Below are 22,670 nucleotides of genomic sequence, written 5' to 3' on the forward strand. Positions count from 1 at the left end.
TCCTTCGGAGGAAATTGCTCATTGGGCGCCATTTAGCAAAACCGAATCGGAAAAAAAGCGTCCGTTTCGCCGCCCGCCCGCTCTCCGGGCAAAACGCATCTCCACCACATACGACTTCGATGTCGCTACACCGAGTGCTGCATTGCCCGCCGCAGGGCATCCCGGAGCGACTCGATCTTGATCGGCTTGGCCAGATAGTCGTTCATGCCCGCCGCCGCCGCGTTCTGGCGGTCGCCCTCCATCGCCCCTGCGGTCAACGCGATGATCCAGGGCAGCTCGGCGTCCTGCGACAAGGTGCGGATGTGCCGGGTGGCCATCAACCCGTCCATCTCCGGCATCTGCACGTCCATCAAAATGACGTCGAAATAGCCCTCCTGAAAGGCCATGACCGCCTCGATGCCGTTGGCCACCACCATCGGCTCGTAGCCCAGGCGGCTCAGCATCATGCGTACGACCCGCTGGTTGATGAGGTTGTCTTCCGCCACCAGAATGCTCAGGGGGGAAGTGGGCACGCCATCCGACCCCGCCCCTGCAGCCACTTCGCGCGCCGCATCCGGGCGAGAGAAAACCGCTCGCCAGAGCTGGCGCGGCTTGATCGGCTTACGCACGATCTCGTCGGCCTTCGGGTGCGAATCGCGCGCATGTGCGGCCATCAGCACCCGGGCCGGGCGCGAATCACCCGGCCACTCGTCGAGCAGGTACGAGACGCTGGCATCCACGATCAGGCACTCCGGCGACATCGTCCACTCGGCCCGCAAAGTATTGATATCGGAAAACAGGCGGGTGCGCAGGCCCCAGCGCTCGAGGTAAGCGGCCCACATGCGCCCGATCACCACATTGGGCATCACGACCCAGGCGGTGCGCAAAGCCTTGCTCGGCACCCGCTCCTCGTATTGCGCACCCATCGTCGCCGCCCCCGCCACCGGGATCTTGACGGTGAAGTGGAACGTCGCGCCGGCCCCCGGGCGTGATTCCACCCACATCGTGCCGCCCATCGTCTCGGCCAGGCGCTTGCTGATGGCCAGGCCCAGCCCCGTGCCCCCAAAGCGGCGCGTATTGGAAGCATCTACCTGCGAGAACGACTTGAAGAGACGGTCGATGCGATCTGCCGGGATGCCGATGCCCGAGTCTTCGACCCGGAAATGCAGCGTCGCCGCATCCTCCATCGCCACGTAAATGACCACCTGCCCCGCGTCGGTAAACTTGATGCCGTTGCTGAGCAGATTGACGAGGATCTGCCGCAGGCGGGTGACATCGCCCACCCAGCGCGCCGAAACCTCCGGCGCCACCTGCACGCCCAGCTCCAGCCCCTTGCGCGCGGCCTCCACCGCAAACAGGTCGAGCGAATCTTCGAGACACTGCTGCAAGTCGAACTCGCTGGCCTCCAGCTCCATCCGGCCCGCCTCGATCTTCGAGTAGTCGAGGATGTCGTTGATGATAGCCAGCAGGTTGTCGCCGCTCACCTGAATGGTGCGCAGGTAGTCGCGCTGCTGGTCGCTCAAATCGGTATTCAGCATCAGGCTGGCCGCACCGATGACGCCGTTCATGGGCGTGCGGATCTCGTGGCTCATCACCGCGAGGAACTCGCTCTTGGCGCGATTGGCCTTCTCCGCATCGTCGCGGGCCAGGATCAGCTTCTGCTCCGCCTCGACCGTGAGGGTGGCATCCCAGTTGGCGCCCACCACGCGCCGCACCTTGCCCTCTTCGTTGCGGAAGAGGCGGCAGACGGCCCGCAGGAAGCGCACCTCGCCCGTCGGCTGGCGGAAGATCCGGGACTGGAGCGAGATGGTCTTTTCCTCCGGCCCGGCATTGCGCGCCCGCTCGATAGCAGCGGCCAAATCCTCCGGATGGATCATCTCCGCCCACTTCTCGAAGTCCAGCGGGAAGGAAGCCCGGTCGACCCCGAAAATCTCGTACATGATGTCGTTCCAGACGATCCGGCCCGACTCGTATTCGTACTCCCAGATCCCGATCTCACCCGCGCGCGTGGCTACGTCGAGGCGCTGCGTCACTTCGCGCACATGGTTTTCGGCCTGGACCCGCTCCGTCACATCGCGGCTGATGCACAGCACGCCCGCCACCTCGCCATTGCGGTTGAGAATGGGAGAGCGCACGACATCGAGAATCACCTCGCGCCCACTCTTGCCCGTGACGATGGCTTCGCTACGCAGCGTCCGCCGCTCGGCCGCCACCTTGCGGTCCAGCTCCAGCCAGGTTTCGCCGATCTGCGGCCCGAAGATGTCCACATCGGTCTTGCCGATCAGCGACTCCGGGGGCTGCCCCACGAAGCGGCCAAACGCCGGATTGCCGCCGAGGTAGTTCCCGTACGGGTCTTTGTAAGATACGTGGTCGGTCAGGCTGCTGAAGAGCGAGCGGATCAGATCGCGGTCGCGCTCGGCCCGCAGCTGGGCCTGCTTCTGGCGCGTCAAGTCGTTGAAAAAGCCGTCCCAGATCACGCTGCCGTCGGGCAGGCGACGCGGGCGCGCCCGGCCCAGGATCCACCACTCCCAGCCATTGGTATGCACCACGCGAAACTCGCGGTACCACTCCTGCAGCGTGCGCCCCGAAGACAACAGCGATTCGCGCACCGCCTGCCGGTCTTCCGGGTGAATGCGGTCCCACAACAGCTGCACGTTTTCGCAAATCTCCTCCGGCCGCGCCTCGAAGAGCACCTGCGAAGCCTCGCTGCAAAACAGAACCTGCTCCACCCCGTTGGCGAGGCGCTGGTACTGGATCAGCAAGCCCGGGATCTGCGCGGCGATCTGCTGGTAGCGCGACACCACCTCGTCTCGCTGGGCCTGCAGGCGGCGCTCTTCCGTCACGTCCACCAACGCGAGCAGCAGCCCGCTCTTGCCGGTTTCGGGGTCCGTCAGGCGGGTCTTGTAGACCATCAGGCGCCGTTGGCCCATGGACCCAGGAAAAAGCACTTCCCGCACATCCTCGTCGCGCCCGCTGGCGAGAAACTCGCGGTCGTGCGCCTCGATCTCCTGGGCCACCTTCCGGTCGGGGGCAACCTCGCTCACCGTCTTGCCCAGAAGTTGGTGCACCGGCAGGCCATAAAACTCCGCCGCCGCCGCATTAATGGTGACGAAGCGGCCCTCGCTGTCCTTGAACAACACCGGCAAGGGTAAGGAGTCGATCAGCCCCAACAGAAACGTCCGGTCCTTTTGCTGCGCCTGATGGAGCGCCCGCTGGCGGCCCCATTTGCGCCCAATGATCATGGCGACCAGAAAGTAGATAAAGGACGCGGCGATCAAAAAGCCCAGGTACGGCCACGCCACCCCCCGCAGCCCCACCATCTCATCGACTTTTGGGTGGTAGGCAAACAGCCCCCAACGAAACGGCCCCACAAACCGGTGCCGCAGCTGACCGTCTTCGCTCTCCATCGTCTGGCTGAGCCGCAGCGTCATCGGGAAGTAGCTGATCAGGGCCTCATCGGTCACCTGCATGCGTTGCTCGCTGGCGCGGAGATCGCCCCACCATGGCGGCAGATGGTCCTGCAAACGCCGCCCCCGTGCATCCAAAGGGCCCGGTGCCGGCCAGATGCGCCCGTGAGTGTGATTGAGCAGATACAGGTTTTGTTGCTTGAGCACCCCCAGCAGCAGCGCCGACGTATGTTCGAGCAGCAGATAGCCCAGCCTGCCTTCCCCATCCTGCCAACGCGCGACCATCCAGCACGCCTCCGGGTTCCCGTCCCCATCCAGCGAAAATTCCCCGTAGTAGACTTCGCCGAGGGCCAATTCCGGCACCTCATCCCAAGGCAGACCTTTTTTCGCCTTCGCTAGAATCAACTCCGGCGAGTCGCCCTCAAGGGAGTAGCCGGAGATCAAAGCCCCGTCGGCATCCAGCAAGGCAGCGCTGCGAAAGAACGATGCTTTCGCTCTCAAATAAGCACTCAACACCTCGTTGAGGTGGTCTGCCCCATGATCGTGGTTGTGACTGTGCTGGTGCTCATGTTCGTGCTCGAACTCGAACTGCACAATCAGAAAGTCGAGGTCGCGCAGCAGGCTCTCGCCCGCCCCTCTCACCGCTACCAGGCCGGCGGAAAGATCCGCCCACTGGCGTTCCTGCACCACCGCCAGGCGGTGCGCACGGTCGTGGTTGAGCAGCCAACCCACCGCCGCAGCAGTCGCCAACGTCAGCAGCAGGAAGATGCTGACGCTCGCTCCGATCCACGAGGGCCGAGGGTGACGTGCTTTAACCATGGGGTTTACGTTATCTTAGAAGAAGGGAATTCGAAATGAAACTAGTGTTTTTCCTTCAAATTCGGCTTTTACTGCGGAAAGTTTACTCTTACCGCGGTCAACAATCCTTTACTCAGCACCGATAACGTCTCCTACAGCCCCAGCCGCTGGTCGATCTCGCCCTTGCGTAGCTCAAAGAAAGTCGGCTGCCCCTCCGGGTTGGTCAACGGCTGGCGACAGCGCAACAAGGCTTCGGCCAACGGCAATACCTCTGCCTCGGTCGGCAAAGGGGAGAGCCGCACCAGCCGCTTGACCGCCAGCCGATGCGCTGAAGCCCGGGCATCCTCCGCCCGAAACGAGCGCGCGCCCTGCTCGCGCACCAGCCCGATCAAATCGTGCAGATAATCGACCGCCGCCTCCGGCTCGAACCAGCCCGGGATGCTCGACACGCGGTAAAAATTCTTGCCGAAAGGCTCCAGCGTAAAGCCTAGCTCCTCCCAGAACCCCGGGTGCCGCTCCACCGTATCCACCTCCAGCGGCGAGAGCTCCAAGGAAAGCGGGAAAAGTAAAGTCTGGCTCGACTGCTCGGCCTGTGCCCCCTGCGCCTCGATCCGCTCAAATGTCACCCGCTCCTGCGCCGCCCGCAGGTTGAGGCACACCACACCCTCCCGCGATTCCAGCCAGGCCAGCCGATCCTGCACGATCCCCAGCACCTTCCAGCTCAACTGCGGGGCCGGGGCAGCGGTCGGCTTCGCCGCCAGCGGACGCGCCACCGGGGGGCTTGCCCGGGGCGGAGCAGGCTGAGGCGCTGCCGTTTCTTTCTTTGGCAACGGCGCAACGCGGATTGGCGGACGCGGCGCGGCTTTGGCGATCGGGGCCGGGCGCAAGGCAGGCTTGGGCGGCTCGGGGGGCGCCGCTGGCGGAGTCTCGGTCGCTTTGGCGGGGGGCGACGTCGGCTCCTCGGCGGGCGGCAACGGCTGCGCGGCAGGCACATCGTCGGCTTCCACCTCTTCCTCGGCCTCATCCTCTATCGGCTCGGGCTCCGGCGCAAAGTCCTCCACCCGCTCAGCTCGCTTCAAGGTATGCCGCGCCGCCTTGCGCAGCGTCTCCAGCACCGCCTCCATGATAAAGCGGCGCAAAAAACCCTCTTCGCGGAAGCGCACCTCGCGCTTGGCCGGGTGCACGTTCACATCCACCGTCGCCGGCGGCACGTCGAGAAACAAATACGCCACCGGGTAACGCCCGCTCGGCAAATAGCTGTGGTAGGCCTCGACCAACCCGTACTGGACCAGACGGCTGTCCACCGGGCGGCGATTGACGTAGGCCAGCATGTCGGCCCGGGTCGCCCGCCCCACCCCCGGCTCGCCCAACAGGCCCCAAACCCGGTAATTGCCGCCGTTGTGCGTCTCCTCCGCCAGCTCCAGCTCGACCAGCTCTTGCCCCAGGCGCGCGCCGTAGATCTCCTGCACGCGCTCGCGCAAAGTCGCGCACTCCGGACTGCGAAACACCTCCCGCCCGTCTTCGATCAACGTAAAGGCCACCTCCGGGTGCGCGACCGCCAAGAGGCGGCACAGGTGCGTGATGTGCGCCGCCTCCGTGCGGTCGGTCTTCAAAAACTTGCGGCGCGCCGGCACAGCGTTAAACAGCCGCGCCACCTCGATATGCGTGCCCTGACTCATGCCGCAGCCGCTCGGCGCGCTCCGGCGGCCCCGCGTCACCTTCACCTCCGTGCCCAACTCGGCCTCGGCCGGGCGCGAGCGCAGCAGGAAATCGCTCACGCTCGCGATACTGGGCAACGCCTCACCCCGAAAGCCGAAGCTCGCGATCCGGCTCAAATCATCTGCACTGCGGATCTTGCTCGTGGCGTGCCGCTCCAGGCAATTGACCACGTCCTCCGGGTCCATGCCGCAACCATTGTCGGTCACGCGGATCAGGCGTTTGCCGCCCTGGCGGAACTCGATCTCGATGCGCGTCGCCCCCGCATCCAGCGAATTCTCGACCAGCTCCTTCACGACAGCCACCGGGCGCTCGACGACTTCCCCGGCCGCGATCTGGTTGGCCACATGGTCGGGTAGTTGTACAATCCTCGGCATCGCAAACAGGATGCAAGCTCGCGCCCGCTTGGCAAGAATGGGAGCGAAGCCGAATCTTCGGCCGCAGATGGACGCAGATTTACGCGGATAGGAGTAGAGTGATCCGTGGACAGCGTAAACGTAAGCTTCCGAGCTTGTCCTTCCCGTGGGATTCTTCGGATATAAAAGAATCGGAGGCAATTACGCCTCCGATTAACAGAAAGGACATCAGGTGAATCGGTACGAACTGATCCTGATTCTGGCCATTATCCTCATGATCTTAGCCGTTCTGAGGTAGCCAGAGGGGGCCGCAAGGCCCCCGTTCTTTCCATCTTGTATCCGACAATTCCTGCAAAATTGCAAGCCGATTGCCAACCCGCATCGGCGCACCTCCTCACACCTCGCCTTCCCCTATTCTTGCAATCTGGCCGGGTTCCGCCACGGTACAGACATGCCGAATCGCCTGGCGCACGAAAAGTCCCTTTACCTCCGTCAACACGCCGACAACCCCGTGGACTGGTTCCCGTGGGGAGAAGAGGCCCTGGAGAAGGCCCGCAACGAAAACAAGCCGCTGCTTGTCTCCATCGGCTACAGCAGCTGCCACTGGTGCCACGTGATGGCACACGAGTCGTTTGAGAGCGTCTACATCGCGGAGCTGATGAACCGCCACTTCGTGTGCATCAAGGTGGACCGCGAGGAGCGGCCCGACCTCGACCGCCTTTATCTGGAGGCCGTGCAGATGATCAACGGCCACGGGGGCTGGCCGCTCAACGTCTTTTGCCTGCCCGACGGTCGCCCGTTTGCCGGCGGCACCTACTTCCCGCCCGAAGACCGCAACCAGGGCATCGTGCCGTGGCCGCAGTTGCTCATGCGCGTGTCCGACTACTTCAAGCGCAACCGCGCCGATCTCGAAGAAAACGCCACCGCCATCATCGGCAACCTCAAGCTGGCCAACGACCCGGTGGGCGCCACCGGCGACGGCTTTGAAAACGCCGCGCTGGTCGAGGCCCTGCAGCACCTGCAGCCCGGCTACGACAAGGAATACGGCGGCTTTGGCAGCGCGCCCAAGTTCCCGCCCACGGGCCTGCTCGAGTTCCTCTTCTCCATGCGCAACACGGCAGCGATCGATGACCGCCAGCCCCAGTTGCGCCAGGCCATCGACCAGATCGTGCCCCACACGCTGGAGGCGATGGCGCGCGGCGGCATCTACGACCAGGTGGGCGGCGGCTTCTGTCGCTACAGCGTCGACCGCTACTGGACGATCCCGCACTTCGAAAAGATGCTCTACGACAACGCGCTGCTCATCCAGGCCTACACCGAAGGCTGGCGGCGCTACCGCAACCCGCTCTTTGCCGCGGTGGTCGACGAGACCTGCCAGTGGCTGGAGCGCGAGATGATGCTGCAGCCGGGCGTCTTTGCCGCCAGCCTCGATGCCGACAGCGGGGGCGAAGAAGGCAGCTACTACGTGTGGACGCCCCAGCAGATCGAATTCGTGCTCGCCAACTTGCCCCGCAAGCAGACCGTCGACGCGGAAGACTTTTGCCGGGCCTACGGTGTGACCGAAGAGGGCAATTTTGAACACGGCACCACGCAGTTGACCCTAGTTGAGCGCGATTTTGACCAGCGCCAGTTGTACGAAAATGCGCGTCGCCTGCTTTTGGAAGATCGCCAAAGCCGTGTCGCCCCGGCGCGCGATGACAAAGTGCTCGTCTCGTGGAACGCGCTGCTCTGGAAATCCCTCGCCGAGGCCGCTTTCACCTTTGGCCGCTGGGATTGGATGAACTGGGCCAAGGCTGGCGTGGATTGGATGTGGGAGCACCAGATGCGCGACGCGGACAGCGACACCCCCCGCCTCTACGCGGTCAACTACGCCGGCGAGGCCCGCCAGAACGCCTTCCTCGACGACTATGTGGCCGCAGTCGAGGCCCTGCTGGCGGTCGCGAGCAAGGTCGAGTGGCTGGAGACGGAGAGCGCCGACACCTACCTCTACCGCGCCAAGCGACTCACCAACAGCATCTTGAAGCACTTCCGCGACCCCAACGCGGTCGGCTACTTCTTCACCAGCGACGACCACGAAGGCATCCCGCACCGTGCCAAGGAGTGGTTCGACACGGCCACCCCCGCCGGCAACAGCGGCCTCGTCTCTATCCTCTCCCAACTCTACACGCTCACCGGCGACGCCCGCTACGTGCAGGAGCTGGAGCGCCAACGCGTCTGCTACACCGGACTCATCGATCAGGCGCCGCAGGGCGTCGGCCACGCGATGGCCCACTGGGCGCAGGACGCCGTCGGCATCGCCGTGCTCAAGGCTGGCCGTGGGGTGAATTGGGAAGACGTCCGCCTCGCGCTGGAGACTCGCCCCTGGCGACCGCTCTTCCTCCAAACGGTAGAGGATCTGGAAGGCTACCAGCTCTGCGTGGGCACCCAATGCCTTGCACCGGAACGAGATTTGGACGCTCTAGTCGGAAAATTCTAGACACCCGGCGTTCTACCCTCAGAAAATCAGATACTCGCAACGTTAATGCTGGACGTGCGGGTATTTGCACGCAACTTTGAGAGCGTAAGCGTGTTTGAAATACTGATCTAAACGAGCGTTTATCCCCTGAACGATGTCCAGTGATACCAAGGAAAACATTCTGCAGGCGGCGGAGAGCCTCTTTGCGGAGCGCGGCTTTAACGGCACGAGTGTGCGCGACATAACCGACCGCGCAGGAGCGAATGTCGCCGCCGTCAATTACCACTTTGGCAGCAAGCACGACCTGTTTGTGGAGCTGATGCGCCGCCACGTAGAGCCGATCAACCGCCTGCGCCTTTCCTACCTGGAGGAACGCCGCGAGCGCAGCGGCGGCCTGCCCCTCACCGTCCAGCAGATTTTTGAAGCCTTCTTCGAGCCGATGGGGGAAACCCTTGTCGATGAGAACGGGCGCCCGAAACTGACCGCAATTCGATTGGCTTTTCGCGCCTTCCATGAAACTCCAGAGCTCCTCCAAGCGTTAAAGAGTGAGTGTTTTCGCGAGGTCTGCGACACCTTTGGTGCAGAACTCGCTAAGACCGTCCCGCACCTCTCATTCGACGATCTACTGATCCGCTTCAATTTCGCCCTGAGTACCATGGTCGGCACACTTCTGCACCTCCCGGATATGCCCTGCTTCTGCGCAGGCAAGACGGACGCGGCGGCGTTCCGGTCGATTATCCGGCAAATGACGCTCTTTGTCGCCGCCGGCTTTGTCTACGATCAGGCGGAAGTCACCCAGCGGTGATCCTTCCACCCACATGCCTCCCGCTCCGCCTCAGCTCACCACTCGCACACTTGTTTGTTTGATTTCCCTCGCGGGGCTCGCCGGTTGCTCGATCGGCCCGGCCCCCGATGTTGCTGAATTTGCACCCGCGTCCCCACCCTCCTGGGCCGGCACGGAAGTCCCTGAAACGGAGCCCGCCCAGCCCGTGGAGCTCCAATGGCTGGAGCAATGGCACGACCCGCAGCTCGCGGAGCTGATCCAGGAGGCACTTCGCTACAACCGCGACATTCTGGCCGCCGCCTCTCGCATGGAGGCCGCCGCCGCCCGGGCTCGCCGCGCCGGAGCCAACCTCTGGCCCAGTCTCGATGCCGACGCCAGCTTCAACCGTGGCGCGGGCGCTCAGGCCCAAGGCAACAACGCCACGACCAACCGCTTCGACGCCGGCCTTACCGCCAGCTGGGAAGTCGACCTCTGGGGTCGCCTGCGCCTCGCCCGCGACGCCGCCCGCCTCGACTACCAGGCCGCAGAGGCCGATTACGCCGCCGCCCAGCTCTCCATCGCCTTCCAGGTCTCCCAACTGTGGTTCGACTTGATCGAGGCCAACCAGCAGGTGCTGCTGGCCGAAGACACGCTGCAAAGCTTTCAGGCTGGCCAGAACATCATCCGTCAGCGCTTCGAGCGAGGCCTGAACGAGGCGCTCGACCTCCGCCTCGCCCGAGCCAATGTCGCCAGCGCCCGCAACCAGCTGGCCCAGCGCAACCTCCAGCGCGATACGATCGTCCGCAGCCTCGAAGCCCTGCTGGGGCGCTACCCCGGCGGTGAGCTCTCCACGCTGAAGGACCTGCCCACCCTGCCCCCGGCACTGCCCGCCGGCCTGCCCGCGCAGATCCTCGAACGTCGGCCCGACCTGGCCTCGCTCGCCCGGCAGCTCCAGTCTGCCGCGCGCGAGGTGGGCGTGGCCGAAAAAGCCTTCCTGCCCAGCCTGCGCCTCACCGCCAGCGGCGGCTACGTGAGCAGCGAGTTCGACCGCTGGCTGCGCGACGATGCCGGGCAATGGTCGATCGTCAGCGGCCTCACTGCGCCGATCTTCGACTCTGGTCGCCTGAAGGCAGACGAACGCCTTGCGCGCGCCAACTTTTCCCTCGCCGCCGCCACTTATCAGGACGCGGCCCTCAACGCCTTCCGCGAAGTCGAAACCGCCCTTGTCTCCCAACAATGGCTTTCGGAGCGCGAAGACGCCCTGCGCCTCGCGGCCGAAGAAAACGACCGGGCCGAAGAGCTGGCCTGGGATCAATACCAGCGCGGCCTCACCAACATCATCACCGTGCTGGAAAGCCAACGGCGCGCCTTCAACAGCCGCAGCGATTACCTCACCGTCCGCAACGCGCGCCTGCAAAACCGCCTCGACCTCTATCGGGCGCTTGGCGGCGCGCCCTTCGCGTGGGAGCAGATGCCCACCGTCCCGCTCGTCCAACTCGAACGCTAAACGCCTCTCTTTCAATGTCCCGCGCCAGTAAAATCGTTTCCGCCGTCCTCGTGACCGGCGGCATCCTCGCTGCCACCGGCGGCTTCGCCTGGTATTTGGTCAACTCCAAGCCGGAGGTCGCACCGGTCCCGCAACCCCGGAAGATCCCGCAGGTCGAGTATGTGACCGTGCAGCCGGAAGACTGGCAGCTGTGGGTCGATACGCAGGGCAACGTCACCGCCCGCACCGAGACTTCGCTCACCTCCGAGGTGGCGGGTCGGATCCTCCGCATCAGCCCCAGCTTCAAGCCCGGCGGCTTCTTCGAAGCGGGCGACGTGCTGCTGGAGATCGACCCGCTGGATTACGAGGCCGCCCTCGCCAACGCCCGCGCGCAACTGGCCCAGGCCCGCCTTGCCCTCGCGCAGGAAGTCGCCCAGGCCGAGCAGGCGCAGCAGGACTGGAGCGACCTCGGCCAAGGCGACACCCCTACCGAACTCGTCTTGCGCGAGCCTCAGCAGGCCATGGCCCGTGCCAATGTCGCTGCCGCCGAAGCCCGCGTAAAGCAGGCCGAGCGCGATCTGGAGCGCACCAAAGTCCGCGCCCCCTACGCCGGCCGCATCCGCGACAAGATGGTCGACATCGGCCAAAACGTCTCCGGCAGCACCACGCTCGCCTCCATCTACGCCGTCGACGTGGCCGAAGTGCGCTTCCCCCTTTCTCCCTTCGAGCTGAGCTACCTCGACCTGCCCGAAGCCTACCGCGACGACGAGAACTCCGAAGCCGCCCCGCGCGTGAAGCTGACCCAGACCCTCGGCAACGAGACCTACTCCTGGGACGGCTACCTCGACCGCACCGAAGGCACGGTCGACATGCGCTCCCGACTCACCTACGCCGTCGCCCGCGTGCCCGACCCCTACGGCTCGCCCGGAGGCGACCAGCCGCCGCTCAAGATCGGCTCCTTTGTGCAAGCCCACATCGCGGGGCGCTACCTGCAAGGTATCTACGTGGTGCCCCGCAAGGCGCTGATCGACCAGGACACGCTCTACGTGATCGAGCCCGAGAACGCTCTCACTGCCCGCGACGTCAGCGTCTATTGGTCGGACAGCGAGCGCGCCATCATCTCCGGCGGGCTCCAACCCGGCGAACGCGTCTGCCTCACCCCGATCATTTACTTCCTCGAAGGCATGCCCGTCCAGCCGCTCACGCCCGACCCGCTGGCCGAGGCCGAATCGCCCGTCGACGGCCCCAAGCCTGAAGCCTCCACCGCCAAGAGCGAACCTGCGGCGGAAAAGCGAGGTGATGCATGAGCGGCCTGATGGAGTGGTTTACGCGCAACGGCGTCGCGGCCAACCTCGTGATGTTCGTCGTGATCGTGGGCGGCATCTTTGCCATCCCTTCGCTCAATCTGGAGATGTTCCCCAAGATGACGCCCGACACCATCCGGGTGAACCTCTCCTACCCCGGCGCCACCCCCTCCGAAGCCGAAGAAGGCCTCGTGATGCGGGTCGAGGAAGCCATTCAGGGCCTGCAGGGCATCAAGGAAATCGACTCCATGGCCTGGGAAGGCGGCGGGCGCGTCTCGGTCGAGGCAGCGGACGGCTTTGACCTCAACCGCCTGAAGGAAGACATCAAAGGCCGCGTCGACGCCATCAGCTCGTTCCCGGCCGACGCCGAGCGCCCCACCGTCGAAGAACAGATCTGGACGCGCGACGTGCTCGAAATCGCCGTGTATGGCGATATGGACGAGAAATCGCTCCGCCGCGTGGCCGAAAAGGTGCGCGACGACCTCCTGCGCACCCCCGGCATCAGCCAAATCGAATTTCAAGGCGCTCGCGACTACGAGATCGCCATCGAGATCGACGAAGAGACCCTGCGTAAATACGGCCTCACGCTTGAACAAGTCGCCGCCAGGGTCAACGCCGCCTCGCGCGACGTGCCGGGCGGCTCCGTCAAGGCAACCAGCGGCGAGCTGCTCCTGCGCACCCTCGGCCAGGCCTACCGCCACGACGACTTTGCCGACATCACGCTCTTGACCCGCGAAGACGGTACCTCGATCAAGCTGGGCCAGATCGCCACCATCCGCGACGGCTTTACCGACGACGACATCATCAGCTACTTCAATGGCCACCCGGCGATCTTCGTCGAAGTCTTCGAAGTCGGCAACGAGAGCCCGCTCGACATCGCCTCCAAGACGCGCGCCTACATCGAGAACCAGAAAGACCAGTTCCCGCCCGGCGTGCACCTCGAGATCTTCAGCGACTCGTCGTTCTACCTCAACGCGCGCCTCAGCATGATGCTGACCAACGGCATGCTCGGCCTCCTGCTGGTCATGTGCGTGCTCACGCTCTTCCTGCGCCCCGCCCTCGCTTTTTACGTCGCGCTCGGCATCCCGGTCTCGTTCCTCGGTACGCTGATGGTCGCGCCGTGGGTCGACCTCTCGATCAACATGGTGTCGCTCTTCGCCTTCATCCTCGTGCTGGGGATCGTGGTCGACGACGCCATCGTAGTCGGCGAAAGCGTCTTTACCGAGTACCAGCACCGCAAGCCAAAGGACAAGGAAGGCCGCATCGTCGCCGCCATCCACGGCTCGCACCGCGTGTCGGTGCCGATCATCTTCGCCGTGCTCACCACGATGGTGGCCTTCGCGCCCGTATTCTTCCTGCCCGGCCCCGCTGGCGACCGCTTCCGGCCCATCCCATACGTGGTGATCCTCACGCTCGCGTTCTCACTGATCCAGAGCAAGCTGGTGCTGCCCTACCACCTCTCGACCCTCAAGGTGGGCACGGGCGACCGCAAGAAGCTGGGCCTGCTCACACGCATCCAGCGCAAGGTGGCCGATAGCCTCGAGCACTTCGTCACCCGCTTTTACCAACCGGTGCTCAGCTTTTGCCTGCGCCACCGCTATGCCACCTGCGCGGCCTTCATCGGCGTGCTGCTCATCACCATCGGCCTGGTGCGCGGCGGCCACATGCGCTATCAGCCCTTCCCCCGCGTGCAGAGCGACACCATCAACGTCTCGCTCGAATACCCCGACGGCACCGCACTGCCCACCACCATTGCCGGCCTCAACCAGCTGATGGACTCGTGGGAGAAAGTCGTCGACGACGTGATGGCCGAAGGCCATGCCGACCCGGTCAAGAACATCGCCATGAACTCGCGCTACAACGTGAGCCAGGGGCGCATCCAGATCGAGCTGACCAAGAGCGAAGACCGCGACATCACCACCCAGGAGATGGTCAACCGCTGGCGCCAGAAGCTGGGGCCGATGCCTGGCGTGCAAACCCTGAGCATGAGCGGCGAAATCGGCGGCGGCAGCTCGCGCCCGATCAACGTCCAGCTCGTCGGCGAAGACTTCGAAGAAATGGAAGTGGCGGCGCAGGAGATCAAGGACATGCTCGCCACCCTGCCCGACCTCTACGACATCTCCGACTCGTTCACCAGCGGGCGGCGCGAGATCAAGCTGTCGCTCAAGCCACGCGGCGAAGTGCTGGGGATCACCACCAACGACCTCGGGCGGCAAGTGCGCCAAGCCTTCTACGGCGCCGAAGCCCAGCGCATCCTGCGCGGGCGCGACGAAGTGAAGGTGATGGTGCGCTACCCGCGCGCCGACCGCGAGAGCCTCGCCGCGCTGCACAACCTGCGCATCCGCCTCGCCGACGGCAGCGAAGTGCCCTTCGACGAAGTCGCGGAGGCCGACATCGGCCATGGCTTTTCCTCCATTACGCGGATCGACCGCCAGCGCGTGATCAACGTGACCTCCGACGTCGACAAGACCTCGGCCAACATGACGACGCTGAACGCCCAGATCGAAAACAACGTGCGCGGCATCCTCGCCAAATACCCCGGCGTCTCCAGCTCGCTCGAAGGCGAGGCGAAAGACACCCGGGAGTCCAACCAGGCGCTGCAGATGGGCTTCTACTTCGTGCTCTTCCTCATCTACGTGCTGCTCGCGATCCCCTTCAAATCCTACTTCCAGCCGCTGATCGTGATGTCCGCGATCCCGTTTGGCATCGTCGGAGCAATCTGGGGCCACTTCGTCACCGGCACCTGGGGCGCCAGCGGCTACACGCCTCAGCCCATCACCCAGATGTCGATCATGGGCATCATCGCCGCCATCGGCGTGGTCGTAAACGACAGCCTCGTGCTGGTCGACTACGTCAACGACGAGCGCCGCCAGGGCAAGGACGTGGTGCAAGCCGCCCACGACGCCGGGGGTCAACGCTTCCGCCCGATCTTACTAACGTCGCTTACCACATTTTTCGGGCTTGTACCGATGCTGTTGGAGCGTAGTCTACAAGCACAGTTCCTGATCCCGATGGCCACCTCCCTTGCCTTCGGCGTGCTCTTTGCCACCTTCATCACCCTGCTGCTTGTCCCGGGGCTCTACGTGATCCTCGAAGACTGCAAGTGGGCGACCAAGAACTCCGTGCGCTGGCTGCGCGGCAAGCCCTTGATGCCCGTCCCCCGCCGCGACCTGAATCAGGAACCGGTCGTGATGACCTGAGCCACTTTTTCGAGGCCAGACTACAAACCTAAGACCATCCCCTAGAAAATAATGGGAGCGGGCCCTGACCAAGCCCGCTCCCATTTTTTTGTTTAAAGCATCGTAGCGTCTATGCCAGCTGCTGGCGCCATTGGGCGATCTGCCCTGCGACCTGCTTCGGGCCGGGCATACCGGGCCGCTCACGGGCCTGCAGTGCGCGCTCGACGTTGAAGACGTCGCGCCAGTCGCTCTCGAAAGCTTCGTGGATGGCCTGCACGTCGGAGTCGTCGAGCTGGTTGATCGCCACGCTCTTTTCCTCGGCCTTGGCCACAATGGCACCGATCACGTGGTGCGCCTGGCGGAAGGGGATGCCCTTGCGCACGAGATAGTCGACGAGGTCGGTCGCGAGCAGCGCGGCATCGGCCACGGCGGCATCGCAACGGGCCTTTTTCGCCTTCATGCCCTCGACGGTGCCAGCCAGCACGCGCAGGCAGGCCTGGAGCTGATCGAAGGCATCGAAGACCGGCGGCTTGTCTTCCTGCAAGTCGCGGTTGTAGGTGAGCGGCAGGCCCTTGACCATCGTGTAGAGCGCAGCCACGTGCCCGTGCAGGCGACCAGACTTGCCCCGCACCAGCTCGGCAGCGTCGGGGTTCTTCTTTTGTGGCATCAGGCTGGAGCCGGTGGTAAAGGTATCGGGCAGCCACACAAAGCCAAACTCGGCGCTGTTCCAGAGGATCAAGTCTTCCGAGAGACGCGAGAGGTGGATGCCGCAGAGGCCGCAGGCATGGGCGAAATCGAGGAACAAGTCGCGATCGCTCACGGCGTCCATACTATTGCGGGTGACGCGAGGGCGACCGTCGGCATCGACGAAGCCCAAGGCCCGGGCGGTGAACTCGCGGTTGATCGGCAGCGTCGTACCGGCGATGGCACCGGAGCCGAGCGGGCACCAGTTGGCGTCGTCGTGGATGCGCTCCAACCGCTTGGCATCGCGGCCGAGCATCTCGACATAGGCAAGGAGGTGGTGGGCAAACGACACCGGCTGAGCACGCTGCAGGTGCGTGTAACCGGGGATGTAAACCTGCTGGAGCGCCTCGGCCTGGGTGAGCAGCACGCGCATGAAGGCGTGCACGTCTTGCACCAGCTCCTGCGTGGCCCACTTGAACCAGAGGCGCATGTCGGTCGCCACCTGATCGTTGCGGCTGCGGGCCGTATGCAGCTTGGCCGCCGCCGGCACCCGCTGGGTCAGGGCCTGCTCGATGTTCATGTGCACGTCTTCGAGCGCGGTCTGCCACTCGAAGCGACCGGCGGCGATTTCTTCGCGCAGCTCGTCGAGGCCGGCGACGATCGCCTCGGCCTCATCGGTCGTGAGGATGCCCACGTGGGCCAGCATCCGCGCGTGGGCCTGGCTGCCCTGGATGTCGAACCGCGCCAGCCGCTGGTCGAAGCTGACGGATTCGCTGAAGTGCTGCATGAGTTCGGCCGGCCCGCTGGAAAAACGGCCGCCCCAGGTTGCTTGAGTCTGCATGGGCAGGAGGCTGGAGGCCCTTTGCCCAGCTGGCAACTGACAAAAAAGGCCAGCCGCGGTTTGCGGCTGGCCTTCTCTCAAAAGGGACGGCGGGCGTCCGGAAGCGACTAGTATTGGTTGGTCGCTTCGGTTTCGCGCACGATCCGGGTGATCTGGTCGCTCTCCATCGTGACCTGGAAGCGGACGTCGTCGGCTTCGAGGGCTTGGACAGTGACTTCCCACACCGCTTCGTCACCCGGGGCGATCGAGGGCACCGGATTCAGGACGATCGTCTGGCCATTGGCCGAGGAGACCGTGGTGCGGCCTTGGGCGTTCACGAAGCGCTGGCTGTCTTCGAGTTCGATCGTCACGCGGACGTTCGTGCCCGGAGCGGAACCTTGGTTCGTCACGGTGATTTCGTAGGTGACGTTGGAGCCGACTTCAACCGGGTCGTCGAGGTCGATCACCTCAAGCAGGATCGCCGGGATACCGGTCACGTTGGTCGTGCAGGTAGTGGAGATCGGGTTGGCGCAGAAGCCTTGGGTGGTGGCGGTGAAGGCCACGGTGCCGGCTTGCGAAGCGGTGAAGGTAGCGGTGATCTCGCTGGAGGCGCCCGGGGCGACATTGGCGAGGTTCCACACCACTTGGTTGCCTTCGACACGGCCGCCAGCGGTCGCACCTTGGAAGGTAACGCCAGCCGGGATCGGCAGGGTCACAACGGCGTCGCGGGCAGCGGCATCACCCACATTGCCAACCGACAAGGTCACGTTGATCGGGCGACCGATAAAGCGTTCTTGCGGGGCTTCGCAGGCGATCTGCAGTTGCGGGGCGCTGACGACGGTGGTCATCACATCTTCCGCGCTCACACCTTGGGCGCTGTTGGCCGTGGCGGTGTTTTCATACGAGCCGGCGCCATTGGCCTGCACGTCGACGGAGTAGGTCTGGGCCTGGCCCGGGGCGAGGTTACCCACATCGATGGTCACATTGCTGCGGCCGTCGGTGGTGGTCATGCCTTGGGGCAGCGGGTCGTTGATCACGACGCCGGTCAGCTGGCTGGAGCCGGTGTTGGTGATCGTAAAGGTGTAGGGGATCACGTCGCAGGGCAGCGCGGTGTCCGGACCGGTCTTGGTCAGCTGCAGGTCAGCACGCACCACGCGGATGGTTTCGCACAGCACGGGGCTGAAGGTGGCGATGCCGCAGAGCTCGATGATGCCTTCTTCCGGGGCGGTGCCGCGGACGGTGATCGTCTTGGTCTGGCCGGGCTCGAGGTCGCCGAGGGTCCAGATGGCGACGCCGCCTTCGACGGAGTCAGCCGCCGGGGAGGCGTCGGAGATGTCGAAATTGGAAGAGACCTGGTCGCGAACCGTCACATCGGTGATGCGGAAGTCGCTGGTATTGGTCGCGGCGAGGGTATACTGGAAGGGCGAGCCAACCATGACCTCCTGCGGGACGGTCTTCTCCAGCAACAGCACGCTGCTATCCTGGTCGCCCGTGGGGAATGCCATGGAGCCCTTCACGTAGGTAATGCCACCTTGCTGGAAGGTGGAGTGCGAGGGACCGTAGCCGCCCGTCGAGCGAGCGGAACGCTCGGCAGTGGGGGTGCCAGTGGGCGATTGTTGCTGGCTTGCGCAACCTGCGAGGAAAAGCACGGCAGACAGCAAAAGCCCAGCAGCACTCAAGAGGTGTTTCGGCCGATTGTTCATAGCTGGATACTTAAGAGACGTTGAGTTGACTGGTTATGAAATACGCGCGCAGCCACTGCAAGCAAATGTTTCTCCTGCAGCGACAAGCGAGGCATGTGGTCGGTTGATGCCCTTCAACGTGGGGCTACTGTGACAGAAAAAGCGATTCTGACCAGTTTTAAGCGCAAATAAGTATGCACCCTCCCAACGTGGCGGGGCGTTCAAGCCTTTCTGGGCCAAGGAAAAAAAAGCGGCCGCCCCGGGCAGGGCGGCCGCCGTATATAAAAAGCACAGGCAACTGCGTTTTACGCAGCGCCGAAGAAGCTCTTGACGCGGGCCACGGCGTAATCGCGGTTCATCATGGCGATGAAGTCCATGCTGATGCCCTTGGGGCAGGCTGCGGAACATTCGCCGATGTTGGTGCAGTTGCCGAAGCCTTCGGCATCCATCTGCCCCACCATCTTGAGGCTGCGGCGGTCTTTCTCCGGGCGGCCCTGCGGCAGCATGTTGAGCTGGCTGAGCTTGGCGGAGGTGAAGAGCATGGCGCTGGCGTTGGGGCACACGGCCACGCAGGCGCCACAGCCGATGCAGGCGGCGGCGTCCATCGCGCGGTCGGCCACGTCCTTGCCGATGGGCAGGGCGTTGGCGTCTTGCGCCGCACCGATGCGCTGGTCGACAAAGCCGCCCGACTGCATGATGCGCTCGAACGAGCTACGGTCGACCGCCAGGTCGCGCAGCACCGGGAAGGGCGCGGCACGGAAGGGCTCGATCGTGATCGTGTCGCCGTTGCCAAAGCTGCGCATGTGCAGCTGGCAGGTGGTTTGCAGGGCGTTCTTGCCGTGCGGGATGCCGTTGATCGTGAGCGAGCACATCCCGCAAATGCCTTCGCGGCAGTCGTGGTCGAACGCGACGGGCTCCTTGTCTTCGCTGATCAGCTTTTCGTTGAGCAGGTCGAGCATTTCGAGGAACGACGAAGAGGTGGACACCTCGTTCATCTGGTAATCTTCGAAATGACCGCCTTCCCCGGCGCTCTTTTGGCGCCAGACCTTCAGCTTAACGGAAATGGTACCTTCGGACATGGGTCTCGGTAGTTAAGGTTTTGAATCCGGGCGCGCTTACTTGTAGCTGCGGACGCCGAGTTTGACGTTTTCGAAATCCAGGTGCTCCACGTGGCGCACCGGCTCCTTGTCGTCGCCCTTGTACTCCCACACCGCCGCATGGCTATAGGTGTCGTCGTGGCGGAGGGCTTCGCCGTCGGGCGTCTGGTGCTCGACGCGGAAGTGACCGCCGCAGGACTCCTCACGGGTGAGGGCGTCGCGGCACATCAGCTCGCCGAATTCGAGGAAGTCGGCCACGCGGCCCGCGCGTTCGAGCTCGATGTTGAGCTCGTTGTTGGTGCCGGGCAGCTTCAAGTCTTGCCAGAAGCGCTGGCGGAGCTGCTGGATCTCGCCGATCGCCTCGGTCAGCCCTTCCTTCGTCCGGGCCATGCCGCACTTGTCGAGCATGATCTTGCCCAGCTCGATGTGCAGGCTGCGCGGGCTGGAAGAGCCCTTGATGTTGAGCATGCGGTCGATCTTGGACTGGACGAAGTTTTCGGCCTCGTCGAAGCCCTTGTCGGCCGTGGTCGTCTCGCCGGCGCGGCCGATCGGCAGCTCCGAGCCAAGGTAGTTGCCCACCACCGCCGGGGTGACGAAGTAGCCGTCGGCCAGGCCCTGCATGAGGGCGGAGGCGCCGAGGCGATTCGCACCGTGGTCGGAGAAGTTGGCCTCACCGGTGGCAAAGCAGCCTGGGATCGTCGTCATGAGGTTATAGTCTACCCAGAGGCCGCCCATCGTATAGTGGGGCGCCGGGTAGATCATCATCGGCTCCTTGTAGGCGCTGGTGCCGGTGATGTTCTCATACATGTCGAAGAGGTTGCCGTAGCGCTCGGCGATGGTGTGCTCGCCCAGGCGCTGGATCGCGTCGCGGAAGTCGAGGTAGACCCCGAAGCCCGTGGGTGCGATGCCGCGACCGTCGTCGCAGGCTTCCTTGGCCGAGCGGCTGGAGATGTCGCGCGGGGCCAGGTTACCGAAGCTCGGGTACTTGCGCTCGAGGTAGTAATCGCGATCCTCTTCGGCCACATCGCTGGGCTTGATCTCGCGGCGGCGCAGCTTGGCGGCGATTTCGCGGCTCTTGGGCACCCACACACGCCCGTCGTTGCGCAGCGACTCGGACATGAGCGTGAGCTTCGACTGGTGCTCGCCCTCCTGCGGGATGCAGGTCGGGTGAATCTGCGTGTAGCAGGGGTTGGCGAAGCCGGCACCGCGCTTGTAGGCGCGCCAGGCGGCCGTCACGTTACAGCCTGCGGCGTTGGTGGAGAGGAAGAAGACGTTGGAGTAGCCGCCGGTGGCGAGGACCACGGCATCGGCCGCCCAACGCTCGATCTTGCCCGTCACCATGTTACGGGTGATGATGCCCTTCGCGCGCTGCACGCCGTCCTTGTCCGTCACGAGGACGAGGTCGAGCATTTCGTGGCGGTTGTACATCTTCACCTGGCCGAGGCCGATCTGGCGGCTCAGGCTCTGGTAGGCACCGAGGAGCAGCTGCTGGCCCGTCTGGCCGCGAGCGTAGAAAGTGCGGGAGACCTGGGCACCACCGAAGGAGCGGTTGGCCAGCATACCGCCGTATTCGCGGGCAAAGGGCACGCCTTGCGCCACGCACTGGTCGATGATGTTGGTGCTGACTTCGGCGAGGCGGTAAACGTTGGCCTCACGGCTGCGGAAGTCGCCCCCCTTGACGGTGTCGTAGAAGAGGCGGTAGACCGAGTCGCCGTCGTTCTGGTAATTCTTGGCGGCATTGATACCGCCCTGGGCCGCGATCGAGTGAGCGCGGCGGGGGCTGTCCTGGTAACAGAAGCAGGAAACGTTGTAGCCCAGCTCGCCGAGGGTGGCCGCGCCGGCCCCGCCCGCCAGACCAGAGCCGACCACGATGATGTGGTACTTACGCTTGTTGGCCGGGTTGACGAGCTTGTACTTGAATTTGGCGCTGGTCCACTTTTGCGCCAGCGGACCTTCCGGAATTTTGGGATCGAGATTCATGGCTTGCGGTGTCCCTGCGAAATTAGTGGTTGGCTTCCGAGGCGGCATCGGCGTGGGCGCCGAAGTAGTGCTCGTACTGCGCGTTGATATGGTCCTGGTGCGGGAGGGCCTGCAACAGGCCGGCGGTGGGCAGGCTGGCAAAGCCGAGGAACACGACCCAGCCGATCACGGCGGCGAGCACGCGCAGGCGCGGCGTCCACACGCTGTTACGCAGGCCCAGGCTCTGGAACATGCTGGCCACGCCGTGGCTCAAGTGCAGGGCGAGCAGCGCCATCGAGACGATGTAGAACACCGACACGTACCAGAAGTGGGGGCCGAAGCCGATGCCCACCATCGCATACACGTCGTGCTGCTCGGTATGGCCCAGCGGCAGGAGCTTGTCGTGCACGCCCCACAGGGTGGAGGTGCCGGTAATCTCCGTGTGCAGCTCCTTGAACTCCGGGTGCACGCTCTGCACCGTGAAGTGCAGGATGTGGAAGATGATGAACGCCAACAGCACCAGGCCGGTGTAGCGCATCGTCTTGCTCGCAAGGGTCGCCTGCAGCTTGGCTTTGGCGGAGTAGCCGAGAGGGCCACGCGCGCGACGATTTTCCAGCACGAGCTGGACCGCCACCACGACGTGTACGACTACCGCCGCCAGGAGCACCAGGCGGACGACCCACAGAGACCCGTAAGGCAGGTGCTGCAGCTTGTAAGCATATTCGTTAATCCAGTCCGGGTGCAGGAACATCTGCAGGTTACCCAGCATGTGGCCACAAACAAAGCCTACCAGTACAAAACCAGTCAGGGCCATGAGGTATTTCTTGAACAACGAACTCATGGAAAGCGGTAATTAGAAGCAGTTGCAGTCAAAATTCAGGATTTTGTGCTAATGAACGGGGCAAGTACAGTAAAGCTTATTGAATTGTATTGGATAATTCAATCCCGCTTATAACAGAAATACGCCCCTCCCTTAAGCATATCT

12 protein-coding genes are annotated in these 22,670 nt (G+C 64.1%); 5 read left to right on the forward strand and 7 right to left on the reverse strand.

The features are described from left to right. Window positions 1-125 precede the first annotated feature (125 nt). Both Q7P63_09315 and mutL read right to left on the reverse strand, forming a co-directional pair. Entirely contained in the window at window positions 126-4,205 is a 4,080-nt protein-coding gene (locus tag Q7P63_09315; GenBank protein MDP0500284.1) for a PAS domain-containing protein, read from the reverse strand. A 131-nt stretch (window positions 4,206-4,336) separates the two neighbouring features. Then, a complete protein-coding gene (gene mutL / locus Q7P63_09320) occupies window positions 4,337-6,277 on the reverse strand; it encodes a DNA mismatch repair endonuclease MutL (protein ID MDP0500285.1) in 1,941 nt (646 codons plus the stop codon). Between the two features lie 430 nt (window positions 6,278-6,707). Here mutL and Q7P63_09325 point away from each other — a divergent pair, with 430 nt between their 5' ends. From Q7P63_09325 to Q7P63_09345, 5 genes are all read left to right on the forward strand, one after another. Continuing rightward, window positions 6,708-8,732, forward strand: coding sequence for a thioredoxin domain-containing protein (locus tag Q7P63_09325; protein MDP0500286.1), 2,025 nt, complete (start codon window positions 6,708-6,710; stop codon window positions 8,730-8,732). Window positions 8,733-8,865: 133 nt separating this feature from the next. Further along, a complete protein-coding gene (locus tag Q7P63_09330) occupies window positions 8,866-9,516 on the forward strand; it encodes a TetR family transcriptional regulator (GenBank protein ID MDP0500287.1) in 651 nt (216 codons plus the stop codon). Window positions 9,517-9,574: 58 nt separating this feature from the next. Next, on the forward strand, window positions 9,575-10,981 hold the full coding sequence (locus tag Q7P63_09335) for an efflux transporter outer membrane subunit (protein ID MDP0500288.1): 1,407 nt from the start codon (window positions 9,575-9,577) through the stop codon (window positions 10,979-10,981). A 14-nt stretch (window positions 10,982-10,995) separates the two neighbouring features. Continuing rightward, window positions 10,996-12,267, forward strand: coding sequence for an efflux RND transporter periplasmic adaptor subunit (locus Q7P63_09340; protein ID MDP0500289.1), 1,272 nt, complete (start codon window positions 10,996-10,998; stop codon window positions 12,265-12,267). Further along, window positions 12,264-15,464, forward strand: coding sequence for an efflux RND transporter permease subunit (locus tag Q7P63_09345; GenBank protein ID MDP0500290.1), 3,201 nt, complete (start codon window positions 12,264-12,266; stop codon window positions 15,462-15,464). Before Q7P63_09340 ends, Q7P63_09345 begins: the two co-directional genes overlap by 4 nt. 109 nt (window positions 15,465-15,573) lie before the next feature. Here Q7P63_09345 and argH read toward each other — a convergent pair whose 3' ends face one another. From argH to Q7P63_09370, 5 genes are all read right to left on the reverse strand, one after another. Further along, a complete protein-coding gene (gene argH / locus Q7P63_09350; GenBank protein MDP0500291.1) occupies window positions 15,574-16,968 on the reverse strand; it encodes an argininosuccinate lyase in 1,395 nt (464 codons plus the stop codon). 107 nt (window positions 16,969-17,075) lie between these two features. Then, window positions 17,076-18,596 carry a hypothetical protein gene (locus Q7P63_09355; protein MDP0500292.1) on the reverse strand — a complete coding sequence of 507 codons (1,521 nt, stop codon included), beginning with the start codon at window positions 18,594-18,596 and terminating at the stop codon, window positions 17,076-17,078. 338 nt (window positions 18,597-18,934) lie between these two features. Then, a complete protein-coding gene (locus tag Q7P63_09360; protein MDP0500293.1) occupies window positions 18,935-19,708 on the reverse strand; it encodes a succinate dehydrogenase/fumarate reductase iron-sulfur subunit in 774 nt (257 codons plus the stop codon). Window positions 19,709-19,744: 36 nt separating this feature from the next. Beyond that, entirely contained in the window at window positions 19,745-21,706 is a 1,962-nt protein-coding gene (locus Q7P63_09365) for a fumarate reductase/succinate dehydrogenase flavoprotein subunit (GenBank protein MDP0500294.1), read from the reverse strand. A gap of 22 nt (window positions 21,707-21,728) precedes the next feature. Next, window positions 21,729-22,526, reverse strand: coding sequence for a succinate dehydrogenase cytochrome b subunit (locus Q7P63_09370; protein ID MDP0500295.1), 798 nt, complete (start codon window positions 22,524-22,526; stop codon window positions 21,729-21,731). Window positions 22,527-22,670 lie beyond the last annotated feature (144 nt).

This window comes from Verrucomicrobiota bacterium JB022 (assembly GCA_030673845.1).
Taxonomy (GTDB): Bacteria; Verrucomicrobiota; Verrucomicrobiia; order Opitutales; family Oceanipulchritudinaceae; genus WOUP01.

What these genes read in the sequence shown, in the direction of transcription:
- argH (MDP0500291.1), bottom strand. Translation starts at nt 16,968, where the DNA reads ATGCAGACTCAAGCAACCTGGGGCGGCCGTTTTTCCAGCGGGCCGGCC.
- Q7P63_09370 (MDP0500295.1), bottom strand. Translation starts at nt 22,526, where the DNA reads ATGAGTTCGTTGTTCAAGAAATACCTCATGGCCCTGACTGGTTTTGTA.
- Q7P63_09360 (MDP0500293.1), bottom strand. Translation starts at nt 19,708, where the DNA reads ATGTCCGAAGGTACCATTTCCGTTAAGCTGAAGGTCTGGCGCCAAAAG.
- Q7P63_09340 (MDP0500289.1), top strand. Translation starts at nt 10,996, where the DNA reads ATGTCCCGCGCCAGTAAAATCGTTTCCGCCGTCCTCGTGACCGGCGGC.
- Q7P63_09365 (MDP0500294.1), bottom strand. Translation starts at nt 21,706, where the DNA reads ATGAATCTCGATCCCAAAATTCCGGAAGGTCCGCTGGCGCAAAAGTGG.
- mutL (MDP0500285.1), bottom strand. Translation starts at nt 6,277, where the DNA reads ATGCCGAGGATTGTACAACTACCCGACCATGTGGCCAACCAGATCGCG.
- Q7P63_09315 (MDP0500284.1), bottom strand. Translation starts at nt 4,205, where the DNA reads ATGGTTAAAGCACGTCACCCTCGGCCCTCGTGGATCGGAGCGAGCGTC.
- Q7P63_09325 (MDP0500286.1), top strand. Translation starts at nt 6,708, where the DNA reads ATGCCGAATCGCCTGGCGCACGAAAAGTCCCTTTACCTCCGTCAACAC.
- Q7P63_09345 (MDP0500290.1), top strand. Translation starts at nt 12,264, where the DNA reads ATGAGCGGCCTGATGGAGTGGTTTACGCGCAACGGCGTCGCGGCCAAC.
- Q7P63_09330 (MDP0500287.1), top strand. Translation starts at nt 8,866, where the DNA reads ATGTCCAGTGATACCAAGGAAAACATTCTGCAGGCGGCGGAGAGCCTC.